Below are 26,428 nucleotides of genomic sequence, written 5' to 3'. Positions count from 1 at the left end.
ACAGCCATTATAAACACATGGAGATGATATGAAGTTATCGCGTATTTTAACAGTGCTAGCGGCCGCCTCCGTTGCTAGCTTTGGTCACTGGTCTGTGGCTCAGGCTGAGCAGCTCAAGGTAGTCAGTAGTTTTAGTATTATTGGTGATTTAGTAAAAAATGTGGGTGGTGAACACGTTGTGGTTAGCAATTTAGCTGGTCATGATGTTGATTTGCATCATTTTGAGCCTAAGCCAAGTGATGTCAAAAAATTAACTCCTGCAGAGGGCGCAAAATTGCTATTTATTAATGGTCTTGAGCTGGAGCCTTGGGCTGAGCGCTTAAAGCAATCGTCAGGCTTTAAGGGTGAGACTGTGGTGGTGAGTGAGGGGATTAAGCCACTTAAGTTCGATGATATTCATCACGATCATGACCACGATCACGAACACGAACATGATCATAAGCACGATCACGAACACGAACATGATCATAAGCACGATCATGAACACGATCACGATCATGCGCATGAAGACGACCATCATCATGAGCACGAGCACGATCATCACGAGCATGATGGGCATAACCATGGCGAATGGGATCCGCACGCATGGCAAAATCCTCAAAATGCCGTGATTTACGTAGATAATATTCTGAACGCATTGAAAAAAGCTGATCCAGCGAATGCCACTAGCTACGAGGCCAATGCTGAGCAATACCTGGCTCAAATCAAGCAGCTTGATGCCGAGATTAAAAAAGCCTTTGCTGCCTTAACTAAGGAACAACGTCGCTTTGGTACGAATCATGAGGCCTTTGCTTATTTTGCTGAAGCTTATGACTTGACGCAAATCCCTGTTACCGGTGTTAGTGGGGGCGAGCCATCTGCGGCACAAGTGGCAGCCGTTTCTAAACGCCTTAAGCAGGAAGGGGTTAGGGCTGTGTTTTTTGAAAACACCACCAATAATCGCTTAATCGAGCAAGTGGCACATGATGCGGGCGTGAAGGTCGGTGGCACCTTGGTGGCCGATGCCTTAGAAAAAGAGGGTGAGGGTGCTAGCTATCTTGGCATGATTAAGAAAAATGCCGATACCTTATTAGACGCCTTAAAGTAGTTTTTAAAGACTGATGTCGTTGATCCGGCGGTTCTTCTGTTGAGGGGCCGTCGGTTTTTTTTGATTCCATTACTAGGCTCAACTTTGGACGGGTGACACAACCGCATTTTCTAATTTCTTAGTTTAAATTTAGAGCGCTGACTTTAAGTATTCCTTTTGTCTTGGTAGTATGATGCTTGAGGCTAATTTAGTTTCACGAATTGTTAGCGCATAGTGAATTTCAATGTTTAGAGGTTTAGAGATGACGGACAAGACCGCATTTACAGCACAAGAAGTGGCTGATTTTTTACAACAAAATCCTAGTTTTTTTAAAGATCATGCGGATGTTTTTTTGTCAATGACGATCGAGGATGAGACGGGTGGCGGCACCTTGTCATTGGCGCAACGCCAGCTTGCGGATTTGCGCAGTAAATTAAAAAAGCAGGATTTTCATTTAAAAGAATTGTCGTTATACGCCATGGAAAATCAGGACATTAGCCAGTCGCTGTTGCAATGGTGTGTGTATATGTTGGCTGAAAATGATGCCGCCTATTTACCTCAACTCTGTATTGATAGTTTAGAGCATTGCTTCCCCGGTTTAAAGGTAGCCATTAAGCTATGGCCTTGCCCGGAGCAGATTCAGTCACAATTTGATGGCGCATCACAGGAGTTGATAGCCTATGTGCAGCAAATGGAGCAGCCCTATTGTGGTCGTAGTTATCCTGAGGAGATGAATGCTTGGTTTGAGCGTACGCCAGCCTCTGTGGCGATTTTGCCTTTAGATGACGAACGTTCTGATATCGGTGTGCTGGTGTTTGCCTCAGATGATCCAGAGCATTTTCAAGAGGGTATGGGCATTAGCTTTTTATTAATTATTTCAGCCTTGGCCGGATCAGCCTTAAGTCGCACAATGCGCTAGGAAGAGTCGATGAAAGTAGTATTTGCCGGTACCCCGGAGTTTGCACGCTTAGCTTATGCGGCAATAGCTGATGCAGGTTTTGATGTTCCTCTCGTGATGACGCAGCCGGATCGGCGTGCGGGGCGAGGGATGAAGTTAAGTCCCAGTGCGGTGAAGCAGGAGGCCTTAGCGCGTGGCGCAGAGCTGATACAGCCGCTGAGCCTGCGTTTAGATGGTAAGCACCCTGAAGAGGCGATAGCAGCCAGGGAGGCATTGAAAGCGGTGCAACCAGATGTGATCGTGGTGGCTGCTTATGGCTTGATTCTGCCACAGTGGACCTTGGATTTAGCACCTTATGGTTGCTTAAATATTCATGCTAGTTTATTGCCGCGTTGGCGTGGTGCCGCACCGATTCAGCGCGCTATCGAAGCGGGTGATGAGTATAGTGGCATCGGTATTATGCAGATGGAAGCTGGTTTGGATACGGGGCCCGTGCTATTAGAAAAGCAGCTTAAGATTGGGCGTATGAATGCGGCTCAATTGCATGATGCCTTAGCAAGCCTAGGTGCTGAGGCCATCGTGGAGGTGTTAACTAAATTAGCTGCCGAGGGCGATGCGGCCTTTGAGCCTAGCGTGCAGGCGAAGGAGGGCGTGACCTATGCTGCTAAGCTGACAAAGGAAGATGCCTTATTAGACTGGGCTGAGTCGGCGATGGTGTTGGAGCGCCGGATTCGTGCCTTTACACCAGTGCCGGGTGCGCGTGTTAATTTAGCGGGTTTTGATGAGCCGGTGAAGGTATGGTCGGCTGAGCTGCTTGAGACAGCACATGAGCTTGCGCCGGGTACGATTTTGGCGCGCTCAGCAGAGGGGGTGGATGTGGCGTGTGGTCAAGGTGCGCTCCGCTTAACTGAGCTGCAACGAGCAGGCGGTCGACGCCAGACGGCTGAGCAATTTATTCAGGGCTGGCGCAATTAATAGGTTATGGCAGGGTCGAGCGGGCGGTTTAAGCGTCCGCCCCTTTGCTTCACCTGCCAAAACTGCTACTCAAGGCGTGGTTTGTTTAGGCTTCCTCAACGGTATCAGCAAATAAATCATAGGCATCGGCATCGGTCACGACGCACTTGACGATATCGCCGGGTGCCAGCTCATAGGGACTATCCACATACACCACGCCGTCAATTTCCGGCGCATCTGCTGCGGAACGACCGATGGCAATACCCTGCTCATTTAATTCATCAATGAGCACCTCGATGGTGGTACCGATTTTCTTTTGTAATTTGGCGGCAGAAATGGCTTGTTGATGGGCCATAAAGCGCTCCCAGCGCTCTTGCTTCACCTCCTCGGGTACCGGATCGGCGAGTTCATTTGCTGGTGCACCCTCAACCGCTGAATACTTAAAGCAGCCCACACGATCGAGTTGGGCTTCAGTTAGCCAGTCGAGTAAATACTGGAAGTCCTCCTCGGTCTCACCAGGGAAGCCCACAATAAAGGTGGAGCGAATGGTGATATCCGAGCATTGCTCACGCCACTGATGAATACGGGCGAGGGTGCGATCCTCAAAGGCCGGTCGTTTCATGGCACGGAGGATTTTGGGGCTGGCATGCTGAAACGGAATATCTAAGTAGGGCAGGATCTTGCCCTCAGCCATCAATGGAATCACATCATCCACATTAGGGTAGGGGTAAACATAGTGTAAGCGCACCCACAGGCCTAACTCACTTAAGGCCTCGCACAGCGCTGTCATTTGAGTTTTGATGGGTCGCCCCTGCCAGAAATCGGTGCGATACTTGACATCCACACCATAGGCACTGGTGTCCTGAGAAATCACTAAAATCTCTTTGACACCAGCATTAGCCAAGCGTTGGGCCTCATCCATCACATCGCCGATGGGGCGGCTGACCAAGCGGCCACGCATGGAGGGGATAATACAGAAGGCACAGGAGTGATTACAGCCCTCGGAGATTTTGAGATAGGCATAGTGACGCGGTGTTAGACGAATGCCTTGAGGTGGCACTAAATCCACAAAGGGGTCATGCTCAATCATCGGTGGCGCTGCTTCATGTACCGCGCGCACCACTTCTTCATATTGTTGAGGGCCGGTAACCGATAGGACGCTCGGATGGACTTGGCGAATCGTATCTTCCTCCACCCCCATGCAACCGGTTACAATCACTCGGCCATTTTCTGCCAAGGCCTCACCAATCGCGTCCAAGGACTCTGCTTTGGCACTGTCGATAAAGCCGCAAGTATTGACCACGACCACATCAGCGCCCTCATAGGTGGGCGAGATTTCATAACCCTCTAAGCGTAATTGCGTCAGAATACGCTCAGAATCTACCAAGGCTTTAGGACAGCCTAAGCTGACAAAGCCGACTTTTGGAGAGTTCATAATTAATGCTAATTTATTGAATAAAGAATTGAATTTTTGACTGATGAAGCTGATTTTAGCATTTTACAGAGTAAACTAGAGGCTGAATTTCTCACACCCTTAACTATGTCACAAATCCCTTTATCCGAGCTGCTTGCTGAAACTACCACAATCATCCATCAGGTGATGCAAGGTCAGTCCCTGTCCCGTTTATTACCTGCGATGGATGAGCGTCATCGAGCCGGTGTGCAGGCACTTAGTTTTTTTGCGTTAAGGCACTGGCATCGTGGCCTAGCCCTAAGTGAGCAGTTGCTAAGTAAAAAAGCGCCGAACCCCTTGTTTAAATCCTTGTTAGCGCTTTCACTGACACTCTTAAGTGCTGAGGATTTTGCTGAGTTGGCGCAGGATGAGCCCCAGGCGAGCGACTATCCGGTATATGAGGCCTTTACCTTGGTGAATCAGGCGGTCAAAGCCGTTACGCTGCATCGTAAAACCGCCCCTTTTAAGGGTCTGCTAAATGCCTGCCTAAGACGTTATCAACGCGAATCGGCGAGTTTAGTAGCGCAGGTGATGCAACAGGTGGAGGTGCGTTATAACTTTCCTGCTTGGTGGATTGATGCCCTAGCTAAAGCCTATCCTCAGGACTATGCGGCGCTTTTACAGGCAGCCAATCAGCCAGCTGCTTTATGCATCAGGGTTAATCGGCGTCAAGTGAGCTTAGCGCAATTTCAAGCGAAGTTGGCAGCGGCAGGTATACGCACTAAGCAGCTAGATGAGGATGCGCTGATGCTGGAGCAAGCAATCCCTGTGCCGCAAATACCCGGCTATGCCGAAGGTCATTTTTCAGTACAGGACTTGGCGGCCCAGCAGGCCATTAAAATGTTGCCATTAAAAGATGGGATGCGGGTGCTAGATGCCTGTGCAGCGCCTGGTGGTAAAACCGCACATATGCTTGAGTATTATGATCTGGATATGAGTATCTTGGATGTGGATGCGCGACGTTTGGCACAAGTGCATGAGAATTTGGCGCGCTTAAAATTGCTTAAAGCCGATCATGCGGATAATCCGCACTATCAAATTCGTACCGTAGCAGCTGATGCGGCGGCTCTCGATCGTTGGTATGACGGCAAGCCCTTTGATGTGATTATGGCGGATGTGCCTTGCACGGCGGCTGGCATTGTGCGACGTCATCCGGATATCAAGTGGCTACGTCGTCCTGAGGATGTTCACCAAACCGCCGCATTGCAGCGAGGTATTGTGTCGGCCCTCTGGAGTACGCTTAAAGCGGGCGGACATTTACTGTATATTACCTGCTCCATTTTTCCTGAAGAGGGTGAGTTGCAAGCTACTTATTTAGCCAAGCATTTGCCGGGGGCGCAGCGATTGCCAGCCTTGGGGCAGCTATTGGCATTGCCGGATGAACATGGCATAGTAAAGCATGACGGTTTCTTTTATGCGCTTTTTAGGAAGTCTGACTAAAGACTGCCACAAGCAGTGATTTTCCGGATGATGAAGCAAGCTAAGCAATTATTCTTTAAGCTGAGGTGGCGGTTGCTACTGCTAATATGTATTGCGGTGGCGGCTTGCTCGCAAACGACGCAGCCCACTGAGGAGGATGAAGCCGGGGCGAGTAGCTCAGGCGCAACGGTTGAAGCGATTGAGGTACTGGCTTATGAGGTAGGACAAAATGGCCCCCAGCTGCAGTTAAAAGCTGATTTGGCGCTACAGCCAGACCCTGAGTTAGTGAATGCTGCCTTACGTGGTGTGCCGCTAAACTTTGTCTATGAGATTGAGATTAGCGAGCCTTATTGGTATTTTTTTAAGAAAAAAGTCGCTTATCAATCGCAAGCGTGGTTAATTAACTATCAACCATTGCTAAGGCAGTGGAGTGTTAAAGACAATCAGCGTACCTATCAGGAAATCTCACTCGAAGATTCGCTAGAGCATATTAGTAGCACCAAGACCTGGACCCTGAGCTTGGATGCCCCTTTAGCACGGGATAAGGTTTATACGGCCAGGTTGCGACTGCACCTAGATACGACCCAATTACCTGGTGCTTTTCAGTTTAATTTATTTAATTTCCGCAGTGTTTGGTCACTTTCATCAGAATGGCAAAGCTTACTATTTCAACCATCCATCTAAAAATCCAGCGACTCATCAGTTGGCTTTTGAAACTAGGCTTGGTGTTGGGCGTGTTAAGCCTGATTACCTTGTTGTTTATGTTATTTCGAGCGACGGATAATGTGTCGGGATTGACGCGGCAATTCGATTTATTGTTGATGTTAAACGGTGTGTTGACACTGATTATGGTGTTGTGGGTCAGCATCTTAATGGTACGTTTGATTCGACAAATTCGTAGAAAGCAGTTTGGTGCCCGTTTAACCAGTCGTTTTGCCTTTGTTTTTGCCTTAATGGCAGTAGTTCCGGGGGTGCTGATTTATATTATTTCCGTGCAATTTATGGCAAAGTCAGTGGAGTCATGGTTTAACGTAAAAGTGGATAGTGCCTTAGACTCCGGATTATCCTTGGGTCGCGCCACGATGAATGGCTATGTGCAGGATTTAGCGACCCGTGCTCGACTAATGTCTTTGGAACTAAGTGGTTTAAATGACTCGGACATGGCGTTGAGCCTCGCTCGTCAGCGTGAGGCCAATCCAGTGATCACTGATGCCCTCGTGTTTTCTGGCGCATCGGGTAATCGTGTGATTGCTTTTGCTGGTTCCGGATTTGGTAGTTTATTGCCAGAGCTACCTTCGGCTGCCTTGATGAATCAGCTGCGTCTGTCAAATAGCTATGCCCAAGCGGAGCTGATGCCGAATTCCGATCCAGAACAGCCGCTGTATCGTATTCGGGTCATTGTGCCAGTCGTTGCCAAGCAATTGCGTTATGACAGTTTAAACTTTAGTGCCACGCCTGCAGAGGGGTATTGGCTACAAATCACCCGCGCCATTCCGGATAATGTCACCTTTAATATGAATGAGGTGCAGCAGGGGATACGCGATTACGAGGAGTTGTCTTTATCGCGCAGCAGTTTACGGCGCTTATTTACCATTACCTTAACCTTAGCCTTGGTGATGACGGTATTAGCATCGTTAGCGGTCGCATTAAGCTTGGCTAGACGTGTGGTGCGACCTTTATTAACACTAGCAGAGGGGACGCAAGCCGTGGCGGCGGGTGACTATAGACCCTTGCCCGAGCCTAAATTGCGTGATGAGATTTCCCAGTTAACCCGCTCCTTTAATGTGATGACCTATCAACTGGATGAGGCGCGTCGTCAGGTGGAGTCGAATCGTCAGCAATTGGAAAAGTCCAATGTGTATTTAGAAAATGTGATGGCCAGTCTCAGCACTGGCGTGATTGTTTTTGATACACGTTTTAATGTGAGCACGGTTAACCGAGGCGCTGGTGATATTTTACGTACGGAGCTACGCGCTGCGCAGGGGCGCCCTTTGGAGTTTATTAAGGGCTTAAATGAATTTACCAAAGCCATTCGCAACGCCTTTGCTAAGCACGCAGCGGTCGAGTCGGAGCGTGACTATTGGCAAGAGCAGATTGAATTAAACTTTGATGAGGCCAATACCTCCACTGAGAGTTTGGATCAGCATCGCATCACCACCTTATTAATGCGTGGTACACGTTTGATGGTAGATAATCATTTCACGGGTTATTTGGTGGTGTTTGATGATATTTCTGAAGTGATGTCGGCTAGTCGTACCGTGGCTTGGGGCGAAGTGGCACGGCGTTTGGCGCATGAGATCAAGAATCCGCTCACACCGATTCAGCTCTCAGCTGAACGCTTAGCGATGAAGTTAGAGGACAAGCTGGATGAAAAAGATGCGGCCATGTTGCTGCGCTCAACCAATACCATTATCAATCAAGTCACCTCATTGAAAAACATGGTCAATGACTTCCGTGATTATGCGCGGACGCCACCAGCCGTGTTTACTGCGGTCGATATTAATGCGCTGATTTTAGATGTGGCCGTACTCTATGGGTGGGATCCGGAGCAAAAGCACAAGGAAGAGCCTTTGTCGCGCCAACTCGCGCTGTGTCTGGATGATCAGCTGCCCTTGGTTGAGGCCGATCAAAGCCAATTACGACAAGTTCTGAATAATTTACTCGCCAATGCCCGTGATGCGATGGAAGGCTTGGAGCTAGTAGGGGATGAGCCCGGTATTAAAATCAGCACGAAGTACTTGGCGTCGGAGCAGCTGAGTAAGCAAAAGCAAGATATGGTGCGTATTATAATTGAAGATAGGGGTACAGGCTTTCCTGAGCATGTGTTACAAAATGTCTTTGAGCCCTATGTCACCACGAAAAAAACTGGTAGCGGTCTGGGTTTGGCGATTGTGCGTAAAATCATTGAGGAGCATCATGGCAAGATTGAGATAGCGAATGCTAAAAGTGGTGGCGCTCGTATATCAATTTTGTTGACTCGACTCGCTCCGCTAGGAAAAAAGTAACAAAGCGTTGTTATAATTAGATTAATCACATTTTTACAACAATCTAGGGCCTATCGATAAGTCGTCACATGCTTGTGCACTTGATTGGTTCAGAAAAAAGTTGAGGTATTTTTATATGGCCAAAATTCTGGTGGTCGACGATGAAATTGGTATTCGCGAGCTACTGTCTGAGATCCTGTATGATGAGGGTCACACGGTAGAGCTAGCGGAAAATGCATCCGAAGCTCGCGCTGCGCGTTTGCGTTATCGCCCAGATTTGGTGTTATTAGATATCTGGATGCCGGATACGGATGGGGTGAGCTTACTCAAGGAGTGGGGGGCTCAGGGCTTACTCGATATGCCGGTGGTGATGATGAGTGGTCATGCCACGATTGATACGGCGGTAGAAGCCACGCGTATTGGTGCGGTGGACTTTTTAGAAAAGCCGATCACCATGCAAAAGCTGCTGAAGACGGTGCAGTCCTGCTTGTCGCGCCCGGTGATTCGTAAGGAAGCGGCAGCAGCGCCGGCGACCACGGCGACTGAGGCTTCAAAGGCCGATAGTGGTAGCCCGGCTACAGCACCGACTGCAACAGCGCCGGCGGTGGCAGCAGTTACAGCGCCCGACGATCATATTAGCTCAGGCATGTTGGGACGCATTTCCTTAGATTTGCCATTGCGCGAAGCACGGGATGAGTTTGAGCGTGCTTATTTTGAGTATCATTTGGTACAGGAAAATGGCAGTATGACCCGCATTTCTGAACGTACGGGTCTAGAGCGTACGCATTTGTATCGTAAATTGCGCCAGTTAGGGATCGATACATCACGTAAGCGCAATAGCGGTAACTAGTTATGTCTATCTTGCGATGACGGTTCTGTCATCGCTCTGTCCTCGCATGACGAGCTGATTAGGCTTAATTATGAAAATTCTTATTGTGGGTGTGGGCCGTGTCGGTTGCAGCTTAGCGCAAAATTTGGTCAGCGGCAAAGATGACGTTACCGTGGTGGATATTAACCGTGAGCGCCTGAGCGAGCTGCAGGAGCACTTTGATTTACGCACGGTGTACGGTGATGCCAGTTCACCGCAAGTGCTAGAGGAGGCTGGCGCACATGATGCTGACCTACTGGTAGCCTGCTCAGCTTCTGATGCGGTTAACTTGATGGCGTGTTATTTAGGACGTGAGGTGTTTAATATCCCGCGCCGAATTGCCCGCATCCGCACTCATTACTATCATACGCATCTTGAATTTGCCAAAGAAAAGTTCGGTGTGGATCACATCATTAACCCCGAACGAAGTATCACCGACTATCTCTTTCACTTAGTCGAGTTTCCCGAGGTCTTGGAAATTGTCGACTTTGCGCATGGCTTAGTGTCACTATTAACCTTAAAGGTTGGTGGTAAAAGCCAGTTTCTTAAGTTGCAGGTTAATGAAAACCACTTAAATTTGCCGGACTCCAATGGTCGTATTCTCGAGGTTATCCGGCAGGAAAAGACATTGCCATTGGAGCGTACCTTCAGTTTGGAGCGTGATGATGAGGTGGTCTTAGCGGTGGATACGGCGGAGGCGCGTAAAGCCATTAAGCAATTACATAAGCGGATGCATCGGGTCCGAAATATTATGATTGCCGGTGGTGGTAATATTGGCGAGCGCTTGGCCCGCCTCTTGGCTAATGACGATTATAATGTGCGCATCATTGAGATGAATGAAGAGCGTTGTCATGAGCTAGCGCGTAGCTTGCCAGAAAATGTGATCGTGCTGCATGGCAACAGCACCGATGAGACCTTGTTATTAGATGAGCATGTGATGGATATGGATGCTTTTTTGGCAGTGACTAATGCCGATGAGGATAATATCATGGCCTCCTTATTAGCCAAGCGTCTCGGTGCTGAAAAGGTGCTCACCTTAATTTCCCGTCAATCGTACGGTGAATTGATTCGCGGTAGTGCGATTGATATTGCCGTATCACCCATTTGGACCACGATTAGTGCCTTAATGCGTGATTTAAAGCAGGGGTCGGTTGAGCGCGGACACCGCTTACGCCAAGGGCGCTCTGAGGCGGTGGAGTTTAAGGTCTTGGGCGACTCGTCGAATTCTAAACTGGTGGGCCGCACCGTGGGCGAAATTCGTTGGCCTAAAAACGCTGTCGTAGCGGCTATTGTGCGAGAGGGTCGAGTGATTATCCCAGTGCCTACCACAACCATCAATCACGAGGATCATGTGATTATGTATGCAAGCGATCCGCGCACCATGGAACAAGTCAATAAGCTCTTCCAAGTCTCGGCGCTAGTGCTGTAAGCACACGCATGATGCAGTTGCAAAGGAATAGGAAGACGTAGGCGAATTTTTATGTATCACACCCTAAATTCTCTACATAAATTAGGCATGGTCGTGATGGCTTTTTCACTGACCTTAGTTTTCCCATTTGTGTTGTCGATTCTGATTGATGACGGAGCCGCCCGCTATTTTGTGATGCCAGCAGTGGGTGCTTTTGTGTTTGGTTTGTTGTTGACCGTACTGTGCTTTCCCTTTCGTGGTGCCTTACGCCGGCGTGAAGGGATTTTGGTGGTCTTTTTATCTTGGATCTGCTTGGCCTTTATCGGTTCATTGCCGATTTATTTTGCTGAACAGCTCTTGCAAGAGGATTTTGGTATTGCCAAGGCGGTTTTTGAAGGGGTGTCTGGTCTAACCACTACCGGTGCCTCGGTGATTAATGAGGTTGAGCGACTGCCTATCTCGGTTAATATCTGGCGTCACTCCCTGTTATGGTTTGGTGGCATGGGGATTTTATTATTAGCCGTTGCGATCTTGCCGCTCTTTAATGTCGGTGGACGTGAGGTGATGATGAGTGAAATGCCCGGGCCGCTTAAGGATGAGCGTTTGACGCCACGGATTGCGAGCACGGCTAAAACGCTATATGGTATCTATTTTGTGGCTTCGGTGCTTTGCCTGATTGCCTATCGAGTTGCCGGCTTAAACTGGTTTGACGCCTGGTGTCATGCGGCTTCGACCATGGCCTTGGGCGGTTTTTCTAGCTTTAATGCTAGCTTTCAAAGCATTGATAATGTCGCTGTGGATGCGGTGGCCGTGGTCTTTATGCTGTTTGCTGGGATTAACTTTGCCACCCACTTTAAGGTCTTACGCAACCGCAGCCTACGCTTGTATGCTTATTGTCCTGAGGCCCTACCATTTCTCAAGCTGGTATTGGGTAGTGGCTTGATTATCAGTGCCATACTTTATTTTAATGGTAACTATGCTACCTGGTTTGAAGCGCTACGTTACGGTATTTTTAATACAGTGTCTGTTGCCACCACCACCGGTTTTGCGAATGTTGACTATCTGACTTGGCCCTTTGTGATACCGGTGTATATGTTAGCGCTGGGTTCGTTTGCTTCGTCCGGCGGCTCGACGGGTGGGGGCATCAAGTTAATTCGCATCTTATTAGTTTTTCGACGGATTCGGGTGGAAATGTTAAAGCTCCTGCATCCGCACGGGCTGTTTCCGGTGCGTTTTAAAACAACCGTCGTGTCCGATTCGGTGCTGTTATCAGTGATGACATTTCTTGCGCTCTATATGATGACCTTGATGGTGGTCTTTGCGCTTTTGGCCTTAGGTGGCGCCGACCCTATTTCGGCTTCCAGTGCTGCTGTGGCCTTGGTAGCCAATATTGGTCCGGCTATCGGTTCGGTTGGACCAATGAGTAACTATGCCCACTTTAATGATTTTCAGCTGTGGGTGAGTAGTGCGGCGATGCTGGTGGGCCGTTTGGAATTATTAACCGCTTTTGTGATTTTTACGCCACATTTCTGGCGGCGCTAACGGCTCTTAGGGGCGGGCTAAGTGTCGCTTGAAGCTTGCGCTGTTGCTGTTAAATACCGCCCACGAAGCCTATCTGGCGCCAAGCCTCATACACGGTAATGGCCACACTATTGGCCAAGTTAAGGCTGCGACTGGTGTTCACCATGGGTAAGCGGATGGATTGCTCTCTGCCGATAAGGTCCCACTCAGCGGTCTTTAAACCAGCGGTTTCACGACCGAAAATAAAGCAATCACCATCTTGAAAGCTGATTTGCCCCAAGTTGCGCTGCCCCTTACTCGACAGGGCAAAACAGCGATCCTTGGCAGCGCCGGTGGTGCCAATGGCTTCCGCTAAACTATCGTGTGTCTTTAACTCCGCCCACTCGTGATAATCTAAACCCGCACGCTTTAGGCGCTTGTCGTCGAGCTCAAAACTAAAGGGCTTGACGAGGTGTAAGGTGCAGCCGGTATTTGCTGTTAGCCGGATAATATTGCCGGTGTTAGCGGGGATTTCGGGGCAAACAAGGATAATATGAAACACAATAATTTGAATTTAAAATACTAATAACTAGCACGTGCCAAGACTATCGCATGCACCCGCTTAACGCCGGCGGCTTTTAAAGCTTGGCTCGCACTATCCAGGGTGGCGCCACTGGTCATGATGTCGTCCACTAAAATCACCAAGGGCACCTCAAGGCGTGCTGAACAATAATACAGATCACGTACATTGAGCCGTCGTCCCACACTGTCTAAGGCTTTTTGCTCAATAGAGTGATGCCCTTGCGCTCGATGTAGGCTGTGGTGGTCAATGCGCCATGCATTTAGCCTAGCAAGTTCCTTGGCAATTTCTGATGCAGGATTATAACCCCTTTTTTTAAGGGATTGATTACTGGCGGGAAGGGGGATACATAAAGTTGCCGGTGGGATAGTAATGCCTTGCCGCTGTAAGCGTGCTTGTAAAAGCTTGGCAAATGGCTTAGCCAAAGCCAATTGACCAGAGTTTTTATAGCGTAAAACTAAGGATTTCATGGGTTGCACATAGTCAAAGGCAATGCTCAGTTTGTCATAGCGCGGTTTCAATAAATAGCAAGCCTCACAATAGTCTAAGCCCCTAAGCGCAAGATGACAGCGTGGACAACGATGCTGATGGCTGTCACTGGCGGTCAAAATATCCTCACTACATGCGGCACAAAAGCTGCCAGCAAGGCAGAGCTCCTGACACAGAGGGCAACGCCCACCAATATAAGGAATAATATTTTTAAACACTGCGCTGGGTCGCCGTAGCTGAGCTGTCATAATATCACTCAGATGTCGCATAGCATCCTCCTCCATGAGATGGGTAAACATCGCCAAAAGCCGATGGCTTCTTGTCGTTTTAACATCATCTGCGGTGGCTAGAGTATGATAGGATTAATTTGTCCGCTACAGATAGTTTTGTTATGTCTTCTACTCAGTCCCCAGCCGTTTTAGCGATTAATCATCAGCATGTACAACAGCAATTTGCGCGTCGCCAGTTGCTTGAACCGGCGCGTTTTTTACTTGATGAGGTGGCAGCGAGGATGCTGGATCGTTTGCAGTATATTAAGCAGCAGCCTACGGCAGTATTAGATGCGGGTTGTGGCCTAGGGCATGGGATAGAGGCTTTACAAAAGCGCTATCCCGAGGCGAAATTCACCGGTTTAGATAATCAAGCCCTATTTTTGGAAGCTGCCAAAGCGCGCTTTATGCCTAAGCAACAGAGCGTTAGAGGCTTTAAAAAGTTGTTGGCTAGGGTGGCTGCTTTAGGTGCTAATGCAGCTGAATCGTTTGTGCCCTCAGGCTTAGTGGACTTTGTTGAGGCAGATTTGGCAGCCAGTGGTTTAGAGCCAAATCGCTTTGATTTTATCTGGTCTAATTTGGCACTTCATTGGCATGCCAATCCACCGGCGGTATTTAAGGAGTGGTACCGACTATTAGAGGTGAATGGTTTATTAATGTTTTCTTGTTTCGGTCCAGCGACATTGCTGGAGCTGCGCCAAGCGCTGGAGGTGGCGGGCTGGCAGACGCGTACCATGGCCTTTGTGGATATGCATGATTTTGGTGATATGCTGATGGAAAGTGGCTTTATCGATCCGGTCATGGATCAGCAAATGATTACACTGACCTATAAAACGACTCAAAAGCTGTTAGCCGATGTGCGTGCTTTGGGTGGTAATCCTAGTATTGGTAGACAGCCCGGATTGCTTAGCCGTGCGGCCTTAGCTCGTTTGCATCAGGCCTTAGAGCAACAACGCAAGGACGATGGTTTAATTCATCTGAGCTTTGAGCTGATTAATGGTCATGCCTGGCGTGGCGCTAGCTTGCACAGTGACGGTGTGGCGCATATTGCTATCAGCTCGATTGGGAGAAAGTAGCGTTTGTCTATGTATGCTGGCAGTTGGCGCCCATGCTAGGGCAGTGTTGAAATCTCTTCTGCCTTAACCTCACGGGCGAGTAGCTTAGCTACGCTTTCTAGTGAGTTTAGATCATCAAAGAGAATATCGCAGACTACCTCAGTGATCGGCATTTCGATGCCGAGACTGTTGGCGCGAGCGAGCGCAGCACGCGCACAACGTACGCCTTCAGCAGTTAAACCAGTGGCGAGAATCTCATCCAAACGTTGTCCCTTTGCCAGGGCTAGACCTACTTGGCGATTACGTGATAAATCACCTGTCGCCGTGAGTACGAGATCACCTAATCCGGTTAAGCCAGCAAAGGTCTCCGCTTGACCGCCCATGGCTAAACCAAGACGTCGAATTTCATAGAGACCGCGGGTGATCAGTGCAGCGCGTGCATTATTGCCTAGGGCTAAGCCGTCGCTGATACCACAGGCGAGGGCTATGACATTTTTCATAGCACCACCAACCTCAACGCCGATAATATCGTTACTGTAATACACACGCGTTTGCTTATGGTGGAGAGCCTGTATCACCCGCTCACCCACGATTCGGTCTTGACTGGCAACCGTCATCGCAACGGGTAGGCCTTGGGCTACTTCCTTAGCAAAGGTGGGACCTGATAAAACGCCGTTAGGCTGCGTAGAGTCGGGTGCGACAGCGGCAATCACTTCGTGCGGCAGCAAGGCAGAGTCTTCCTCAAAGCCCTTGCAGGTCCAAACATAAGGTGCATGCTCAAGGCCAGCCTCTTTGAATAAAGGCAGCCAGCTTTGAATACCTTGGCGCATTGCCTTGACGGGCAAAGCAAAAATAATTAAGGCGGAACCTGAGGCATTAGCCCCGATTCCCTGCTGTAAAAAAGCAATGGCCGTATTTTTATCGGCAGTGGCTTGGAGCGACGCCGGTAACCGGATGTCTTGTAGATAGGAGGGGTTATAAGCTTGCTGATTGATGTGTTCAGCTTGCTCCGCATGACGAGACCAGAGCAGTACCGGTCCCGTCTGTGCGGCGGCAATGGCTAGTGCGGTGCCCCAGCTACCTGCACCGATGACTAAGGTGTGGACAGGCGTGTTGCTTGGGGTGCTACTAGATAATTGCATGCGTGCTTAAGAGGTAAGGGCCTAGTTAATGGTCGGATTGTCGTCCGTCGCCGTGTCACCGTTGGCTGCAGACTGTGCTGCCTCTTGGAGGCGTTGCTCATATAAAGCTTGGAAGTTAACCTCGGCCATATGAATAGACGGTAAGCCTGTGCGATTAATGGCATCCGCTAAGTTGGCACGTAAGTACGGGAAAATCATGGATGGGCAAACAATGCCAAGTAGCGGGTCAACCTGATCCTCAGGGATATTGGCGATCTCAAAAATGCCGGCTTGGGTGCCTTCAACTAAATACAAGACTTTGTCATTGATTTTAGTGGTGATGGTAGCACGTACAGTGGCTTCAAAAATCGTCTCGGCCAAGCGCTCAGCACCAATGTTTAAGCTGATATCAACGGCGGGTTGCTCTTGCTCTAAGAAAATGTGTGGCGCATTAGGCATCTCGAGGGATAGATCCTTGAGATAGCATCTTTGCATACCGAAACTCGGTTGTTGCGATTGCTGAGCTGCAGCGTCCTGATTTTGTGTGTTTTGCTCTTCGGCCATAATAAATAAATCCCAATAAGATAAAAAGGTTTAAAAAAGCGAATAAATTAAGCCAATAAGTCGGCTAGTTTACCCTCACGCTCTAAGGCTTGTAAATCATCACAACCGCCAATATGCTGGCCGTTAATAAAGATTTGTGGCACGGTCGTGCGACCGTTGGATCGCTCGATCATCTCAGCCCGCGCTTCGCGGTTGGTGTCGATGCTGATCTTTTCTAAATCGGTGACCTGATGTTCTTTAAGAATTTTTTCTGCGCGAGTGCAGTAAGGACAAGTGACCTTATAGTACATCGTAACTTGAGCCATTGTTTCCTCTTATAAGTTGAAAGTGTATGCGTATTATAGTGTTCAGAGAGCACTATTTGAGCTTTTTAGCGCCAGTGGGTTTTTTTAAGGGTAAATTCTCTTTGAGCCAAGAGACCAAACCACCACTGAGGTAGTGTACATCCTCAATACCCTCTTTTTTTAATAGATTGGCAGCAGCAGGCGCACGGCGTCCATCCTGATCAATCACGACCACAGCTTTGTCTTTAGCGAGGGTCGCAGCTCGCGCTTTTAGTTGATCCATGGGGATATGGATGGCGTTAGCGATGGTGCCTGCTTGATACTGCTCGCTGTCTCGTATATCAATAATCAGCGCTTTGCTATTGGTCATGGAGACGGTTTGAGCCGGTGAAAGACCCTTGCCGGCACGGCTATATTGAACAGCCAGTACAGCGCCAGACAAAAGCGCAGCAATAATAAATAAATAAGTGTTGTTAAAAGTAATAAATTCCACGTTTGCTACCTGACTCTGCCAAAATGGCGATATTAATAAGATTAATTTGTCGATTATAAAATAGCCTTAGCCACAATAAGCTAAGTTGGCTAAAATAGATGAAATTAATCATAGAAACGCTTTATTTATCAATCTAAGGATAGCAATTATTATGTATAAAATCGTTTTAATGCGTCATGGTCAAAGTCAGTGGAACCTAGAAAACCGTTTTACTGGTTGGGCGGATGTGGATTTGACGGAGGAGGGTCGAGCTCAAGCAAAGCAGGCTGGTGAGCTTTTAAAGCGGGAGGGTTATGTCTTTGATCAGGCCTATACCTCGTATTTAAAGCGTGCCATTCGCACCCTATGGATTGCCTTAGATAGCATGGAGACGATGTATGTACCCTATACGCCGAGTTGGCGTTTAAACGAGCGTCATTATGGGGCGCTGACTGGCCTGAATAAGGCTGAAACAGCGGCTAAATACGGTGATGAGCAAGTGCTCATCTGGCGTCGTGCTTTTGCGATTGGTCCTGAGCCTTTGTCTTTGGATGATGAGCGTCACCCACGTTTTGATAGTCGCTATGCGCAGATCCCAGCGGAGGAGTTGCCGGCAGCTGAGTGTCTCAAAGATACGATTGTGCGTGTTAAGCCACTGTGGGATGAGGAAATTGCCCCTGCCATTAAGAGCGGTAAGCGTATTTTGGTGACAGCGCATGGGAATAGCATTCGTGCCCTAATTAACTTATTTGACGAAATTTCCGAAGAGGATATTGTGCATTTAAATATCCCGACCGGTCAGCCGCTAGTGTATGAGTTAGATGAAAATCTTAAGGCAATTCGTCACTACTACCTAGGCGATCCAGAGGAAATTGCTAAGGCGATGGCTGAGGTGGCCGCTCAGGGTAAGGCGAAGTAGTTACCACAAGGCCGAGTGATTTTTAGTTTATATTTAAATGAATGGCTGTGGTACCGATAACACGTAATTCAATTCGAGCTAAGCAGATAAAAAGAGCGAGCAGAGCAGCAGTAGCTGCCTGTGCCGCTCTTTTTTTGGTCTGTTCTGCCTTGGCCAAGGTGGCAATAGCACAATCGCAATCACTTAGCGATTTAAGTCAACAGCAAAAATCGGCTGAAAGGCAGCGTGCCGAGCTGGAGAAAAGGATCGACTCCATCAAAAAAGCCATTCAGTCTCAGGAAACTGAGAAAAAGGATGTGGTGGATAGGCTTGGTCAATCCGAGCGCAATATCTCGCGCATTAATGCTGAGCTCGATCGCTTACAAGAGCAGCAGGATGAAACAGAGCATGAGATCGTCTTGTTGCGCCGACAAGCGGATGGTCAGCGCATACTGCTAGCGGAGCGGCAGGAGGATCTAGGGCAGCAGATTTATACCCAATACACTTCTGGTTTATCACCGTGGTCGGCGCTATTATCCGGTGGCGATGCTCAGAAAATCGGTCGTGATATGGGTTATTTAAGTTATGTGGCTAGAGCTCGGGCGCGTGCCGTCGAAGAGTTAAACCGGGCGTTATTAAGCCTGCAAAAAACCGAATCCGAGATTAAGGGACGGCAGCAAAAGATTGAACGCCTAGCACAGCAAAGCCTAGCGAGTAAAAATGAATTAGAAAAAGAGCAGCAAAAGTATCAGGGTGAGTTGGCTAAGATTGAAAGCGATCTGAAGCGTCGTCGTGCCGAACAGGGGCGTCTTAAAGGCGATCAGCAGCGCTTGGATAGTCTTATTGGTGAGCTTGGTCGTACCATTACTCAACAAAGGGAGCTAGCACAACAAGCGGCCATAGAGCGTCAACGTCGCGCCTTAGCGCATCAGCAGCAGTTGGCGCAAGAACGTGAGGCACAAGCCAAGCGTGCAGCAGAGCAGGCTGCGCTCGCACAACAGCAGGCTGAACGTGCAGCAGCCTTGCGTGCCCAAGCTCAACAAAAGCAGCAAGAGGCCCTATCACAGCAGCGTTTAACTGAAATTCAGATTCGCGCCGTTGAAAATGATATTGCCCGTGCCATAGGTCCTGAGGCCTTAGATCAAGCCAAGCGTCGGATGACGGCGATGTTGAATCAGCGAGCGCAAAGTCAGCAGCAATTAGCCGCAGCCCGTCAGCAGCAGGAAAATGCCGAAATTGAAGCGGCCAAGGCGCGGCTAGCAAGAGAGCGAGCCTTAGAAGCACAACGCTTGGAAGCTCAAGCACGTGAGGATGAACGTAAGGCCAAAGCCCTGGCTGCCTCAACCACTGCCGGTATTCCCCAAGGTGCGCCTTGGCCCTTACGCGGCACGATACAGGGTAAATTTGGTCGTACCCGTCCTGATACGGGTGGGGTTTGGCGCGGTATTTTGATTCAGGCCAAGGCAGGGGCCCCGGTAAAAGCCGTTGCGGGTGGTACGGTGGTATTTGCGGACTGGATGCGCGGTTTTGGTAATTTAATCATCGTCGATCATGGTAATGACTATATGAGTGTCTATGGCTACAATCAGAGCTTATCGCTAAAGGTTGGTCAGACAGTGCGCTCTGGTCAAACCATCGCTCGTGCAGGTTCAACCGGTGGTCAAGTGGAGCCGGCTTTATATTTTGAAATTCGTCGCGGTACGCAGCCCATTGATCCCCTGCGGATGCTGGCAAAATAGCTTTTAAAAGCAAAGGTGCATCATGCTTTCTATTTCTAATCTTATCTCTAAGCAATCGCTTTCCAAGCAGTTTACGGCATTAGGCTCGGCGCTGTGTCTATTGGTTTTGCTGGCTTACACCTCGGTGGCTAGAGCGGATTCCTTGCAGGCGCAAAAGCAGGATCAACTTAGTCTTGAAGTGATCGAGCAGGTCCCTGTGATTGAAGCGATTCCCGAGTTAGACGATCGTTTGCCCTATGAGGAGTTGCGTCGCTTTGCCTCGGTCTTTGCCGCTATTAAAAATCGTTATGTTGAGCCCGTGGAAAATTCTAAATTGGTCGAGGCGGCCATTAACGGCATGATGGATAGTTTAGATCCACACTCCAGTTATCTTAACGAAGAGGCCTTTACTAGTTTACAAGAGGCAACCGAGGGTGCTTTTGGTGGTTTGGGTATCGAGATTGAGGACAGGGCTAATAAGGAAATTGAAATTATCTCCCCGATTGAGGATAGTCCTGCTGCCAAAGCTGGTATTCGACCCGGTGATGTGATTGTTAAAGTCGATGGCATGGCTGTCACCGAGATGCCTTTAGCTGAGGTGGTTAAAAAACTACGTGGGGAGCCGGGTTCAAGTATTGTGTTGACGGTGCGTCGTGGCGAGGAAATACTGGATTTTGAGATCGTTAGAGATTTAATTAAGGTGCAAAGTGTTCGTAGCAAAATGCTTGAGCGTGATATTGCTTATCTCCGAATTTCTCAGTTTCAAGAGCGCACGGTTGAGGATTTGGTGAAGCATCTCAATGATTTTAAAGTAGAGCCTAAAGCATTGGTGCTTGATTTGCGTAATGATCCCGGTGGCTTATTAAATGCTGCGGTAGGTGTGGCTGGCGCCTTTATTGAACCTGAAAAGTTGGTTGTTTATACCAAAAGCCGTGGTGAGGTGAACTTACGTTATCGTGTGGTACCTAGCGACTATAGTTTAAATCATCGTGATCCGCTCAAGAACTTACCGACGTGGAGTCGCAAGATCCCAATGGTGCTACTAATTAACGTTGGTTCTGCCTCGGCCTCAGAGATTGTAGCGGGTGCCTTGCAGGATTATGAACGCGCCACGATTATGGGTAATCGCAGTTTCGGTAAAGGCTCTGTGCAGGTGGTGATGGCATTAGGTGATGACACTGGCGTTAAATTGACCATTGCACGTTATTACACCCCTAAGGACCGTTCTATTCAGGCCACTGGGATTGAGCCGGATATTGTGGTGACTGACACTGAAAAGGGTAATTTTTTCAGTGTACCGCGCGAGTCAGACTTAAAAGACCATTTAGTCGGCGATGAGGAAGTTGTGAGTTCGCAGCCAGCCGCTGAGGCGAGTGCCGAGTCCGCCGCTGCTAGTACCTCTGCAGATGAGGCGACAACTACCGTTGAAGAGGTTGATGCGATTGAGTCTGAGACGGCAGACGATGCTTCAGAGCTTGAGATGTATACTTTTGGTTCGGCTGAGGACTATCAGCTGCAGCAAGCAGTGAATTACTTGATTGGAGAGTATCTTGAGTCAGCTGAATGATGAGCAGTTGTTACGCTATGCCCGTCATATTATGCTGGACGGCTTTGGTTTTGAGGGCCAAGAGCGTTTAATCAATAGCCGTATCCTGATGGTGGGAGCGGGTGGCCTGGGCGCACCGGCGCTCATGTATTTAGTAGCCGCCGGTGTGGGCACCATTCATTTGGTGGACGATGATACGGTTGAATTAAGCAATCTGCAGCGCCAAATTGTGCACACCAATGAGCGGATCGCTATGCCTAAAGTGGCGTCGGCTAAATTGATGGCGCAAGCGCTAAATCCCGAGGTGGAGCTTATCCCCCATCATGGGCGTCTCAATGATGAGCAGCTCGATGCGCTAATGCAACAAGTCGATTTGGTGCTTGAATGCACCGATAACTTTGCTACGCGCCAGCAACTAAATCGCATGTGTTTCAAGCATCGTGTACCCATGGTATCAGCGGCAGCAATTCGCTTTGATGGACAGGTGACGGTGTTTGATTTTAGGGATGAAAAAAGCCCATGCTACGCCTGTCAATATGATCCCAGTGAGAATTTACAACCCGATAACTGCGCTACTTTAGGTGTGCTATCCACGGTGGTGGGGAGTATCGGTATGATGCAGGCACATGAGGCGCTAAAGCTTTTGTTGGGAATAGGTCAGTCCCTGCAGGGGCGTTTATTGATGTTTGATGGGCGCAATACCCGTTGGCATGAGTTTAAACTCAGTAAAAACCCACAGTGTCGTGTTTGTGCCAACACATCGCGATAAAGTCTAGTTTAGGGCTTCTCTATCACGGCTTGTGCGCCGATGAAAGAAAAGCCCTTGCTGCTTATAAATTTAGCTTAGGAAGCAGCTAGTGTTTTGCTATTGCTCGCTTTCGACTTGGCTAGGCATTTGCTCACTAGTGTCCTCAACCTCGTTCGTTGGCGCCATGGTAGCAAGGCGGTCTTTCTTAGGTTGAAGCTGAAATTCCGCATAGAGTGGGGTATTAAATTCCACCGTAAAGCTGCGTAACTCATCACGTCTGAATACATGTACTAGTGCTTTTTGCTTGCTTTGGTAGCGACTTAAAAGCTCTTCCAGATTGCTAGCATTTACGCGTAAGCCATCAATGGCCACCAGCACGTCACCGGCCGATAAGCCACCCTGATGTGCCGCGCCATGTTGCATTACACTTTGAATCACACATTGACCCTCACGATTGGCCGTGCGAATATCCAAGCTCACCGGTGTGTTGCTTTTCTTAGTTAGCGTCGTTAGTTTAAGCCCTTCGGCCTCGAGCAATGCTTTTAGTGGGAGCTTTTTCGTGCCATAAACATAGCGTTCAAGGAAATTGAGTAGTTCATCTTGACTGATGCCAGTGGCTTGATGCAGGACCTCGGGAACATCCGCCTCACGTAAACCCAGTTGACTGCCTAAATAGAAGTTTTTGCCAAAATGTGTCCACAAGTAGCGCATCACATCATCAAGTGATTTTTCATGCTCGGTCTTTTGACGTATAAATAAGTCCAAACAAAGCGCGACCAATGAGCCCTTGGTGTAATAGCTAACAATCTGGTTACGGGCATTTTCATCCTGTTGATAGAACTTAGTCCACGCATCAAAAGAGCTTTCAGCCACACTTTGTTTAATCCGTCCGGAGTCATTGTTAACCCGACTAATGGTCTCTGCTACTAAGTCAAAATACTGTTGCTCGCTGATTAAACCACTACGTAACAACATCAAATCATCATAGTAGGAGGTAAAGCCTTCAAAAATCCATAAAAGGGAGGTAGGGGTGGCTCTATCTAGGCGATAGGGCGCAAATACCGCAGGTTTAATGCGTTTTATATTCCAACTGTGGAAGTACTCGTGACTGACTAAACCTAAGAACTCACGATATTCCTTGGACTGTTCGTTCTGACCAATGATCGGTAAGGATTTACGCGAGCAGATTAAGGCAGTGCTATTGCGATGTTCAAGACCGCCATAATCATTGCCGGTGACCGTGGTTAAGAAAACATAGCGTGCACCATGATCGCCAAAGGGAGGGGTGTTGCTCTCAGGTTCAAATAGGCGGATTTGTGCCTCGCAGATTTTAGCCGTATCGGCTGCAATGCGCTCAAAATCAATATTGGGTAAGACACCAGTAAAGACCATATCGTGGACAATGCCGGCCACCACAAAGCTAATGACCTTAGGGCGACCCATTTCGACTGGGTGATCGATTAAATCATCATAATCCTTGGCGCGGTAAAAACCAAAGCGTGTATGTGCTGCCGCTTTAGGGTGACCCTCAGCCGGTGGTAGACTGGTATAAACACGCCATTTGCTACTTTGTTTGGGCGCTTTAATCTCCACTAAACAAGGTAAATGCTCTTGTCCATGGACTTTAAGAAAGACACTGGTGCCATTAAAAAAGCCGTGCGTTTCATCAAGATGCGCCTTACGTACCGATAAATCCCAAGCGTAAACGGTGTAGTCAATTTGAATCGGACCAGTTCGTACCGCCTCAATTTTCCATGTGTGATTATCCAGATGGGTAATACTCAAAGGATAGTTATTATGCGTGGCGCGCAAGGTCTCAATATGCTTAGAAAAATCGCGAATCATATAACTACCAGGGATCCAACGTGGGAGGCTGACAATTTGACCCGCAGGGTTAGGTTCGGCAATGGTCAGTGAGACTTTAAAACGGTGACCGCTTAAATCATCTGAGGTAATGCGATAAAAAACTTTATCGTCAAACATTTTATTATTCATCTATGTAATGCCTTTAGTTCTGATAAAATCCATGAGTTCTTAAATTCTTGACAGCTTTTTGAAAGTTTTGCAAATCAAAAGCGTTGTGGCGTATGTTTAGTACTTCTTTAGTATTATAAACAAGCTCTGAGCAGGGATTTATTCAGCATGATGATTGCACATATTTTTACTGATGGGCTTGTGAAGCTTAGGCGCTGAGCGTTTAAACTGACAGCGTATTAAGCTGATACGGCACTGCAACAAAATATGTAACTAGCACATCAACTGAATGTGACAAGTAGTAAAAAAAAGGTTATACTTAGGGCGCTATGGATCAGGAGCAATTTGAAGCGATAAGCTTAACCCCAGAGCAAAGGCGGCGCATGAGTGCGGCAGCCGTTCGGGGGCTACTAAATACAGTGCTTGCTCAACTGGTAGCATTGCTGATAGCTACGCTAATTACATTGCTTGTATCGACAAGTTGGGCGGCGCTATCAATCATTGCAGGCGGTATGACCTATTTGATTCCGACTGCTTTATTTGTCTTGCACTTGGTGTTAAGGCTGTTATCGCAAAAACCGGCCACGGCCACGATGTTTTTAGTGGGTGAGGCGATTAAAATCGGTGTTGCGATGATCTTAATGGTATTAGTCATTAAGGTATTTGGTACGAATTTAGTATGGCCGGCGTTTTTTGTTGGCTTATTAGTAGTTTTAAAGGCATACGTATTACTTTTAGTCTTTAAAAAGCTATAGTTCAAAGCCGCTTGGGCGGTGGCTTCTGATAGCCAGGCTAGAGTAGTAGATTTGATTAGTTGTTACTCTCTTGATTGAGTTATGTTGATTAAGAGGGTGGTTCATACGGAGATTGGAGCAAAATGGATGCTTCTTTAGTTAAACCATCACCACAGCAGTATTACATTCAGCACCATTTGGAGCATTTTAGTAATAAGCCACAGGAATCGATTGCTGATTTTAGTGTCATTAACTTTGACTCTATTTTCTGGGCTGTGTTAGTAGGCGTTATCGGTCTTTTCTTCTTGTATAAGGCTGCTAAAAACGCTACCTCTGGTGTACCGGGTCGCTTCCAAATGGCCGTTGAGATGTTGGTCGGTATGGTTGATGAGCAGGCTAAAAGTATCGTGCACAATGCCACTTCGCGTAAGTTTGTTGCGCCATTAGCGCTAACAATCTTCGTCTGGGTGACCTTGATGAACGCCCTCGATTTATTGCCAATTGATTTGATGCCATCAATCTACTCATGGACTGGTTTGGCGGGTACGGCTGAGAATCACGGTGTGCTTTATTACCACCGTATTTTACCGACGGCTGACCTCAACATGACCTTAGGTATGTCAATCACCGTGTTGTTAATTTCTTTATATTACGGTGTGAAGATCAAAAATCCAGGCGGTTTTATTAAGAGTTTATTTACTGCACCTTTCGGTGCGGAGAGTGTGGTTGCTAAGGTTTTATTAGCACCAGCTAACTTACTATTAAATATTATTGAGTACTTTGCTAAAACCGTATCACTAGGTATGCGACTTTTTGCAACGATGTATGCCGGTGAGTTAGTGTTCATGCTGATCGCGCTGATGGGTGCGGCATGGAGTGGTTTTAATGCCTTAAGTATCGGTTTAGGTATCGGTCACATTTTAGCTGGTTCAGCTTGGGCGATTTTCCACATTTTAATTATCTTATTACAAGCATTTATCTTTATGATGTTGACTCTCGTGTACGTTGGTCAGGCGCATGAAGATCACTAGAATTTAGTTGGCTGAAATGGTCTTAGTGCATGTTTTCAGTCAACTAAGTAGCAGATTTTGAGTGGCATCTCGTTCATCAGAGTCTGTTTAATTTTATAAATTAATTTATCCATCTTTTAACTATTGGTTCATTACCACAAGGAGTTGTCATGGAAGTTGCAGGTTTAGTAGCTCTTGCTTGCGCATTTATTATTGGTTTAGGTGCTATCGGTGCGTGTTTAGGTATCGGTATGATGGGTGGTAAATACCTAGAAGCATCTGCTCGTCAGCCTGAGTTGATGAACGCTTTGCAAACCAAAATGTTCTTATTAGCCGGCCTTATCGATGCTGCCTACTTAATCGGCGTTGGTATTGCTATGTTATTCGCTTTTGCTAACCCATTCGTCTAAGCGATA

25 protein-coding genes are annotated in these 26,428 nt (G+C 48.0%); 17 read left to right on the top strand and 8 right to left on the bottom strand.

Going from position 1 to position 26,428, the window contains the following annotated elements:
* The first annotated feature begins 28 nt into the window (after positions 1 to 28).
* The 3 genes from A3GA_RS0108155 (at position 29) to fmt (ending at position 2,939) form a co-directional block, all read left to right on the top strand.
* Entirely contained in the window at positions 29 to 1,087 is a 1,059-nt protein-coding gene (locus A3GA_RS0108155) for a metal ABC transporter solute-binding protein, Zn/Mn family (RefSeq protein ID WP_018026907.1), read from the top strand.
* A 223-nt stretch (positions 1,088 to 1,310) separates the two neighbouring features.
* Complete coding sequence (locus A3GA_RS0108150) at positions 1,311 to 1,985, top strand: DUF484 family protein (protein WP_225792238.1); 675 nt, start codon at positions 1,311 to 1,313, stop codon at positions 1,983 to 1,985.
* Between the two features lie 9 nt (positions 1,986 to 1,994).
* On the top strand, positions 1,995 to 2,939 hold the full coding sequence (gene fmt / locus A3GA_RS0108145; protein ID WP_018026905.1) for a methionyl-tRNA formyltransferase: 945 nt from the start codon (positions 1,995 to 1,997) through the stop codon (positions 2,937 to 2,939).
* A gap of 85 nt (positions 2,940 to 3,024) precedes the next feature.
* On the opposite strand, the gene rimO is transcribed toward fmt, so the two are convergent.
* Positions 3,025 to 4,353, bottom strand: a complete 1,329-nt coding sequence (gene rimO / locus A3GA_RS0108140; RefSeq protein ID WP_018026904.1) for a 30S ribosomal protein S12 methylthiotransferase RimO — start codon at positions 4,351 to 4,353, stop codon at positions 3,025 to 3,027.
* Positions 4,354 to 4,389: 36 nt separating this feature from the next.
* On the opposite strand from rimO, the gene rsmB reads away from it, so the two are divergent.
* The 6 genes from rsmB (at position 4,390) to A3GA_RS0108110 (ending at position 12,592) form a co-directional block, all read left to right on the top strand.
* Positions 4,390 to 5,811, top strand: a complete 1,422-nt coding sequence (gene rsmB / locus A3GA_RS0108135; protein WP_018026903.1) for a 16S rRNA (cytosine(967)-C(5))-methyltransferase RsmB — start codon at positions 4,390 to 4,392, stop codon at positions 5,809 to 5,811.
* A gap of 27 nt (positions 5,812 to 5,838) precedes the next feature.
* On the top strand, positions 5,839 to 6,474 hold the full coding sequence (locus A3GA_RS0108130; RefSeq protein WP_018026902.1) for a DUF4390 domain-containing protein: 636 nt from the start codon (positions 5,839 to 5,841) through the stop codon (positions 6,472 to 6,474).
* Positions 6,475 to 6,488: 14 nt separating this feature from the next.
* Positions 6,489 to 8,795 carry a sensor histidine kinase gene (locus A3GA_RS0108125; RefSeq protein WP_162138012.1) on the top strand — a complete coding sequence of 769 codons (2,307 nt, stop codon included), beginning with the start codon at positions 6,489 to 6,491 and terminating at the stop codon, positions 8,793 to 8,795.
* A gap of 115 nt (positions 8,796 to 8,910) precedes the next feature.
* A complete protein-coding gene (locus A3GA_RS0108120) occupies positions 8,911 to 9,624 on the top strand; it encodes a response regulator (RefSeq protein ID WP_018026900.1) in 714 nt (237 codons plus the stop codon).
* Between the two features lie 70 nt (positions 9,625 to 9,694).
* Entirely contained in the window at positions 9,695 to 11,071 is a 1,377-nt protein-coding gene (gene trkA / locus A3GA_RS0108115; RefSeq protein WP_018026899.1) for a Trk system potassium transporter TrkA, read from the top strand.
* A 51-nt stretch (positions 11,072 to 11,122) separates the two neighbouring features.
* Positions 11,123 to 12,592: a TrkH family potassium uptake protein gene (locus tag A3GA_RS0108110; protein ID WP_018026898.1), complete on the top strand. Its 1,470-nt coding sequence runs from the start codon at positions 11,123 to 11,125 to the stop codon at positions 12,590 to 12,592.
* 49 nt (positions 12,593 to 12,641) lie between these two features.
* On the opposite strand, the gene A3GA_RS0108105 is transcribed toward A3GA_RS0108110, so the two are convergent.
* The gene (locus tag A3GA_RS0108105; RefSeq protein WP_018026897.1) at positions 12,642 to 13,112 is read right to left on the bottom strand and encodes a tRNA (cytidine(34)-2'-O)-methyltransferase; all 471 of its coding nucleotides are present in this window, start codon (positions 13,110 to 13,112) and stop codon (positions 12,642 to 12,644) included.
* A 20-nt stretch (positions 13,113 to 13,132) separates the two neighbouring features.
* Positions 13,133 to 13,918, bottom strand: coding sequence for a ComF family protein (locus tag A3GA_RS0108100; RefSeq protein WP_244264055.1), 786 nt, complete (start codon positions 13,916 to 13,918; stop codon positions 13,133 to 13,135).
* A gap of 92 nt (positions 13,919 to 14,010) precedes the next feature.
* On the opposite strand from A3GA_RS0108100, the gene A3GA_RS0108095 reads away from it, so the two are divergent.
* Positions 14,011 to 14,964: a methyltransferase domain-containing protein gene (locus A3GA_RS0108095; protein ID WP_018026895.1), complete on the top strand. Its 954-nt coding sequence runs from the start codon at positions 14,011 to 14,013 to the stop codon at positions 14,962 to 14,964.
* Positions 14,965 to 14,999: 35 nt separating this feature from the next.
* Here the strand turns inward: A3GA_RS0108095 and A3GA_RS0108090 are convergent, their stop codons facing one another.
* The 4 genes from A3GA_RS0108090 to A3GA_RS0108075 are packed head-to-tail and all read right to left on the bottom strand — an operon-like array spanning position 15,000 to position 17,405.
* Positions 15,000 to 16,085 carry an NAD(P)H-dependent glycerol-3-phosphate dehydrogenase gene (locus A3GA_RS0108090; protein WP_018026894.1) on the bottom strand — a complete coding sequence of 362 codons (1,086 nt, stop codon included), beginning with the start codon at positions 16,083 to 16,085 and terminating at the stop codon, positions 15,000 to 15,002.
* A 21-nt stretch (positions 16,086 to 16,106) separates the two neighbouring features.
* Complete coding sequence (gene secB, locus A3GA_RS0108085) at positions 16,107 to 16,628, bottom strand: protein-export chaperone SecB (RefSeq protein WP_018026893.1); 522 nt, start codon at positions 16,626 to 16,628, stop codon at positions 16,107 to 16,109.
* Between the two features lie 47 nt (positions 16,629 to 16,675).
* The gene (gene grxC / locus A3GA_RS0108080) at positions 16,676 to 16,933 is read right to left on the bottom strand and encodes a glutaredoxin 3 (RefSeq protein ID WP_018026892.1); all 258 of its coding nucleotides are present in this window, start codon (positions 16,931 to 16,933) and stop codon (positions 16,676 to 16,678) included.
* A gap of 52 nt (positions 16,934 to 16,985) precedes the next feature.
* Positions 16,986 to 17,405 (bottom strand): rhodanese-like domain-containing protein, encoded by a 420-nt coding sequence (locus tag A3GA_RS0108075; RefSeq protein WP_018026891.1) that lies wholly within the window; start codon positions 17,403 to 17,405, stop codon positions 16,986 to 16,988.
* 151 nt (positions 17,406 to 17,556) lie between these two features.
* Here A3GA_RS0108075 and gpmA point away from each other — a divergent pair, with 151 nt between their 5' ends.
* From gpmA to A3GA_RS0108050, 4 genes are read left to right on the top strand one after another with little or no spacing between them, the layout of a single operon-like run.
* Positions 17,557 to 18,303, top strand: a complete 747-nt coding sequence (gene gpmA, locus A3GA_RS0108065; RefSeq protein WP_018026889.1) for a 2,3-diphosphoglycerate-dependent phosphoglycerate mutase — start codon at positions 17,557 to 17,559, stop codon at positions 18,301 to 18,303.
* A 41-nt stretch (positions 18,304 to 18,344) separates the two neighbouring features.
* Positions 18,345 to 20,021, top strand: a complete 1,677-nt coding sequence (locus tag A3GA_RS0108060; protein WP_018026888.1) for a murein hydrolase activator EnvC family protein — start codon at positions 18,345 to 18,347, stop codon at positions 20,019 to 20,021.
* A 22-nt stretch (positions 20,022 to 20,043) separates the two neighbouring features.
* Positions 20,044 to 21,567: a S41 family peptidase gene (locus A3GA_RS0108055; RefSeq protein WP_018026887.1), complete on the top strand. Its 1,524-nt coding sequence runs from the start codon at positions 20,044 to 20,046 to the stop codon at positions 21,565 to 21,567.
* Positions 21,560 to 22,315, top strand: a complete 756-nt coding sequence (locus A3GA_RS0108050; protein ID WP_026156888.1) for a HesA/MoeB/ThiF family protein — start codon at positions 21,560 to 21,562, stop codon at positions 22,313 to 22,315. The genes A3GA_RS0108055 and A3GA_RS0108050 overlap by 8 nt, the downstream gene beginning before the upstream one ends.
* 96 nt (positions 22,316 to 22,411) lie before the next feature.
* Here the strand turns inward: A3GA_RS0108050 and A3GA_RS0108045 are convergent, their stop codons facing one another.
* Complete coding sequence (locus A3GA_RS0108045) at positions 22,412 to 24,289, bottom strand: M61 family metallopeptidase (RefSeq protein ID WP_018026885.1); 1,878 nt, start codon at positions 24,287 to 24,289, stop codon at positions 22,412 to 22,414.
* Between the two features lie 308 nt (positions 24,290 to 24,597).
* Between A3GA_RS0108045 and A3GA_RS0108040 the strand changes: the two genes are divergently transcribed.
* The 3 genes from A3GA_RS0108040 to atpE all read left to right on the top strand — a co-directional run bounded on the left by A3GA_RS0108040 (position 24,598) and on the right by atpE (position 26,422).
* Positions 24,598 to 25,023 carry an ATP synthase subunit I gene (locus A3GA_RS0108040; protein ID WP_018026884.1) on the top strand — a complete coding sequence of 142 codons (426 nt, stop codon included), beginning with the start codon at positions 24,598 to 24,600 and terminating at the stop codon, positions 25,021 to 25,023.
* Between the two features lie 122 nt (positions 25,024 to 25,145).
* Complete coding sequence (gene atpB / locus A3GA_RS0108035) at positions 25,146 to 26,033, top strand: F0F1 ATP synthase subunit A (RefSeq protein ID WP_018026883.1); 888 nt, start codon at positions 25,146 to 25,148, stop codon at positions 26,031 to 26,033.
* Positions 26,034 to 26,182: 149 nt separating this feature from the next.
* Positions 26,183 to 26,422 carry a F0F1 ATP synthase subunit C gene (gene atpE, locus A3GA_RS0108030; protein ID WP_018026882.1) on the top strand — a complete coding sequence of 80 codons (240 nt, stop codon included), beginning with the start codon at positions 26,183 to 26,185 and terminating at the stop codon, positions 26,420 to 26,422.
* Positions 26,423 to 26,428 lie beyond the last annotated feature (6 nt).

This window comes from Oligella urethralis DSM 7531 (assembly GCF_000372065.1).
GTDB lineage: Bacteria > Pseudomonadota > Gammaproteobacteria > Burkholderiales > Burkholderiaceae_B > Oligella > Oligella urethralis.
Note: the sequence above shows the minus strand (reverse complement) of the source record. Positions and strands in the feature narration are given on the sequence as shown.

Excerpts from the sequence above, each read along its gene's own strand:
- A3GA_RS0108155 (WP_018026907.1), top strand. The coding sequence starts at position 29 with ATGAAGTTATCGCGTATTTTAACAGTGCTAGCGGCCGCCTCCGTTGCT.
- A3GA_RS0108150 (WP_225792238.1), top strand. The coding sequence starts at position 1,311 with ATGTTTAGAGGTTTAGAGATGACGGACAAGACCGCATTTACAGCACAA.
- fmt (WP_018026905.1), top strand. The coding sequence starts at position 1,995 with ATGAAAGTAGTATTTGCCGGTACCCCGGAGTTTGCACGCTTAGCTTAT.
- rimO (WP_018026904.1), bottom strand. The coding sequence starts at position 4,353 with ATGAACTCTCCAAAAGTCGGCTTTGTCAGCTTAGGCTGTCCTAAAGCC.
- A3GA_RS0108130 (WP_018026902.1), top strand. The coding sequence starts at position 5,839 with ATGATGAAGCAAGCTAAGCAATTATTCTTTAAGCTGAGGTGGCGGTTG.
- A3GA_RS0108120 (WP_018026900.1), top strand. The coding sequence starts at position 8,911 with ATGGCCAAAATTCTGGTGGTCGACGATGAAATTGGTATTCGCGAGCTA.
- trkA (WP_018026899.1), top strand. The coding sequence starts at position 9,695 with ATGAAAATTCTTATTGTGGGTGTGGGCCGTGTCGGTTGCAGCTTAGCG.
- A3GA_RS0108110 (WP_018026898.1), top strand. The coding sequence starts at position 11,123 with ATGTATCACACCCTAAATTCTCTACATAAATTAGGCATGGTCGTGATG.
- A3GA_RS0108100 (WP_244264055.1), bottom strand. The coding sequence starts at position 13,918 with ATGTTTACCCATCTCATGGAGGAGGATGCTATGCGACATCTGAGTGAT.
- A3GA_RS0108095 (WP_018026895.1), top strand. The coding sequence starts at position 14,011 with ATGTCTTCTACTCAGTCCCCAGCCGTTTTAGCGATTAATCATCAGCAT.
- A3GA_RS0108090 (WP_018026894.1), bottom strand. The coding sequence starts at position 16,085 with ATGCAATTATCTAGTAGCACCCCAAGCAACACGCCTGTCCACACCTTA.
- secB (WP_018026893.1), bottom strand. The coding sequence starts at position 16,628 with ATGGCCGAAGAGCAAAACACACAAAATCAGGACGCTGCAGCTCAGCAA.
- grxC (WP_018026892.1), bottom strand. The coding sequence starts at position 16,933 with ATGGCTCAAGTTACGATGTACTATAAGGTCACTTGTCCTTACTGCACT.
- gpmA (WP_018026889.1), top strand. The coding sequence starts at position 17,557 with ATGTATAAAATCGTTTTAATGCGTCATGGTCAAAGTCAGTGGAACCTA.
- A3GA_RS0108060 (WP_018026888.1), top strand. The coding sequence starts at position 18,345 with ATGGCTGTGGTACCGATAACACGTAATTCAATTCGAGCTAAGCAGATA.
- A3GA_RS0108055 (WP_018026887.1), top strand. The coding sequence starts at position 20,044 with ATGCTTTCTATTTCTAATCTTATCTCTAAGCAATCGCTTTCCAAGCAG.
- A3GA_RS0108045 (WP_018026885.1), bottom strand. The coding sequence starts at position 24,289 with ATGAATAATAAAATGTTTGACGATAAAGTTTTTTATCGCATTACCTCA.
- A3GA_RS0108040 (WP_018026884.1), top strand. The coding sequence starts at position 24,598 with ATGGATCAGGAGCAATTTGAAGCGATAAGCTTAACCCCAGAGCAAAGG.
- atpB (WP_018026883.1), top strand. The coding sequence starts at position 25,146 with ATGGATGCTTCTTTAGTTAAACCATCACCACAGCAGTATTACATTCAG.
- atpE (WP_018026882.1), top strand. The coding sequence starts at position 26,183 with ATGGAAGTTGCAGGTTTAGTAGCTCTTGCTTGCGCATTTATTATTGGT.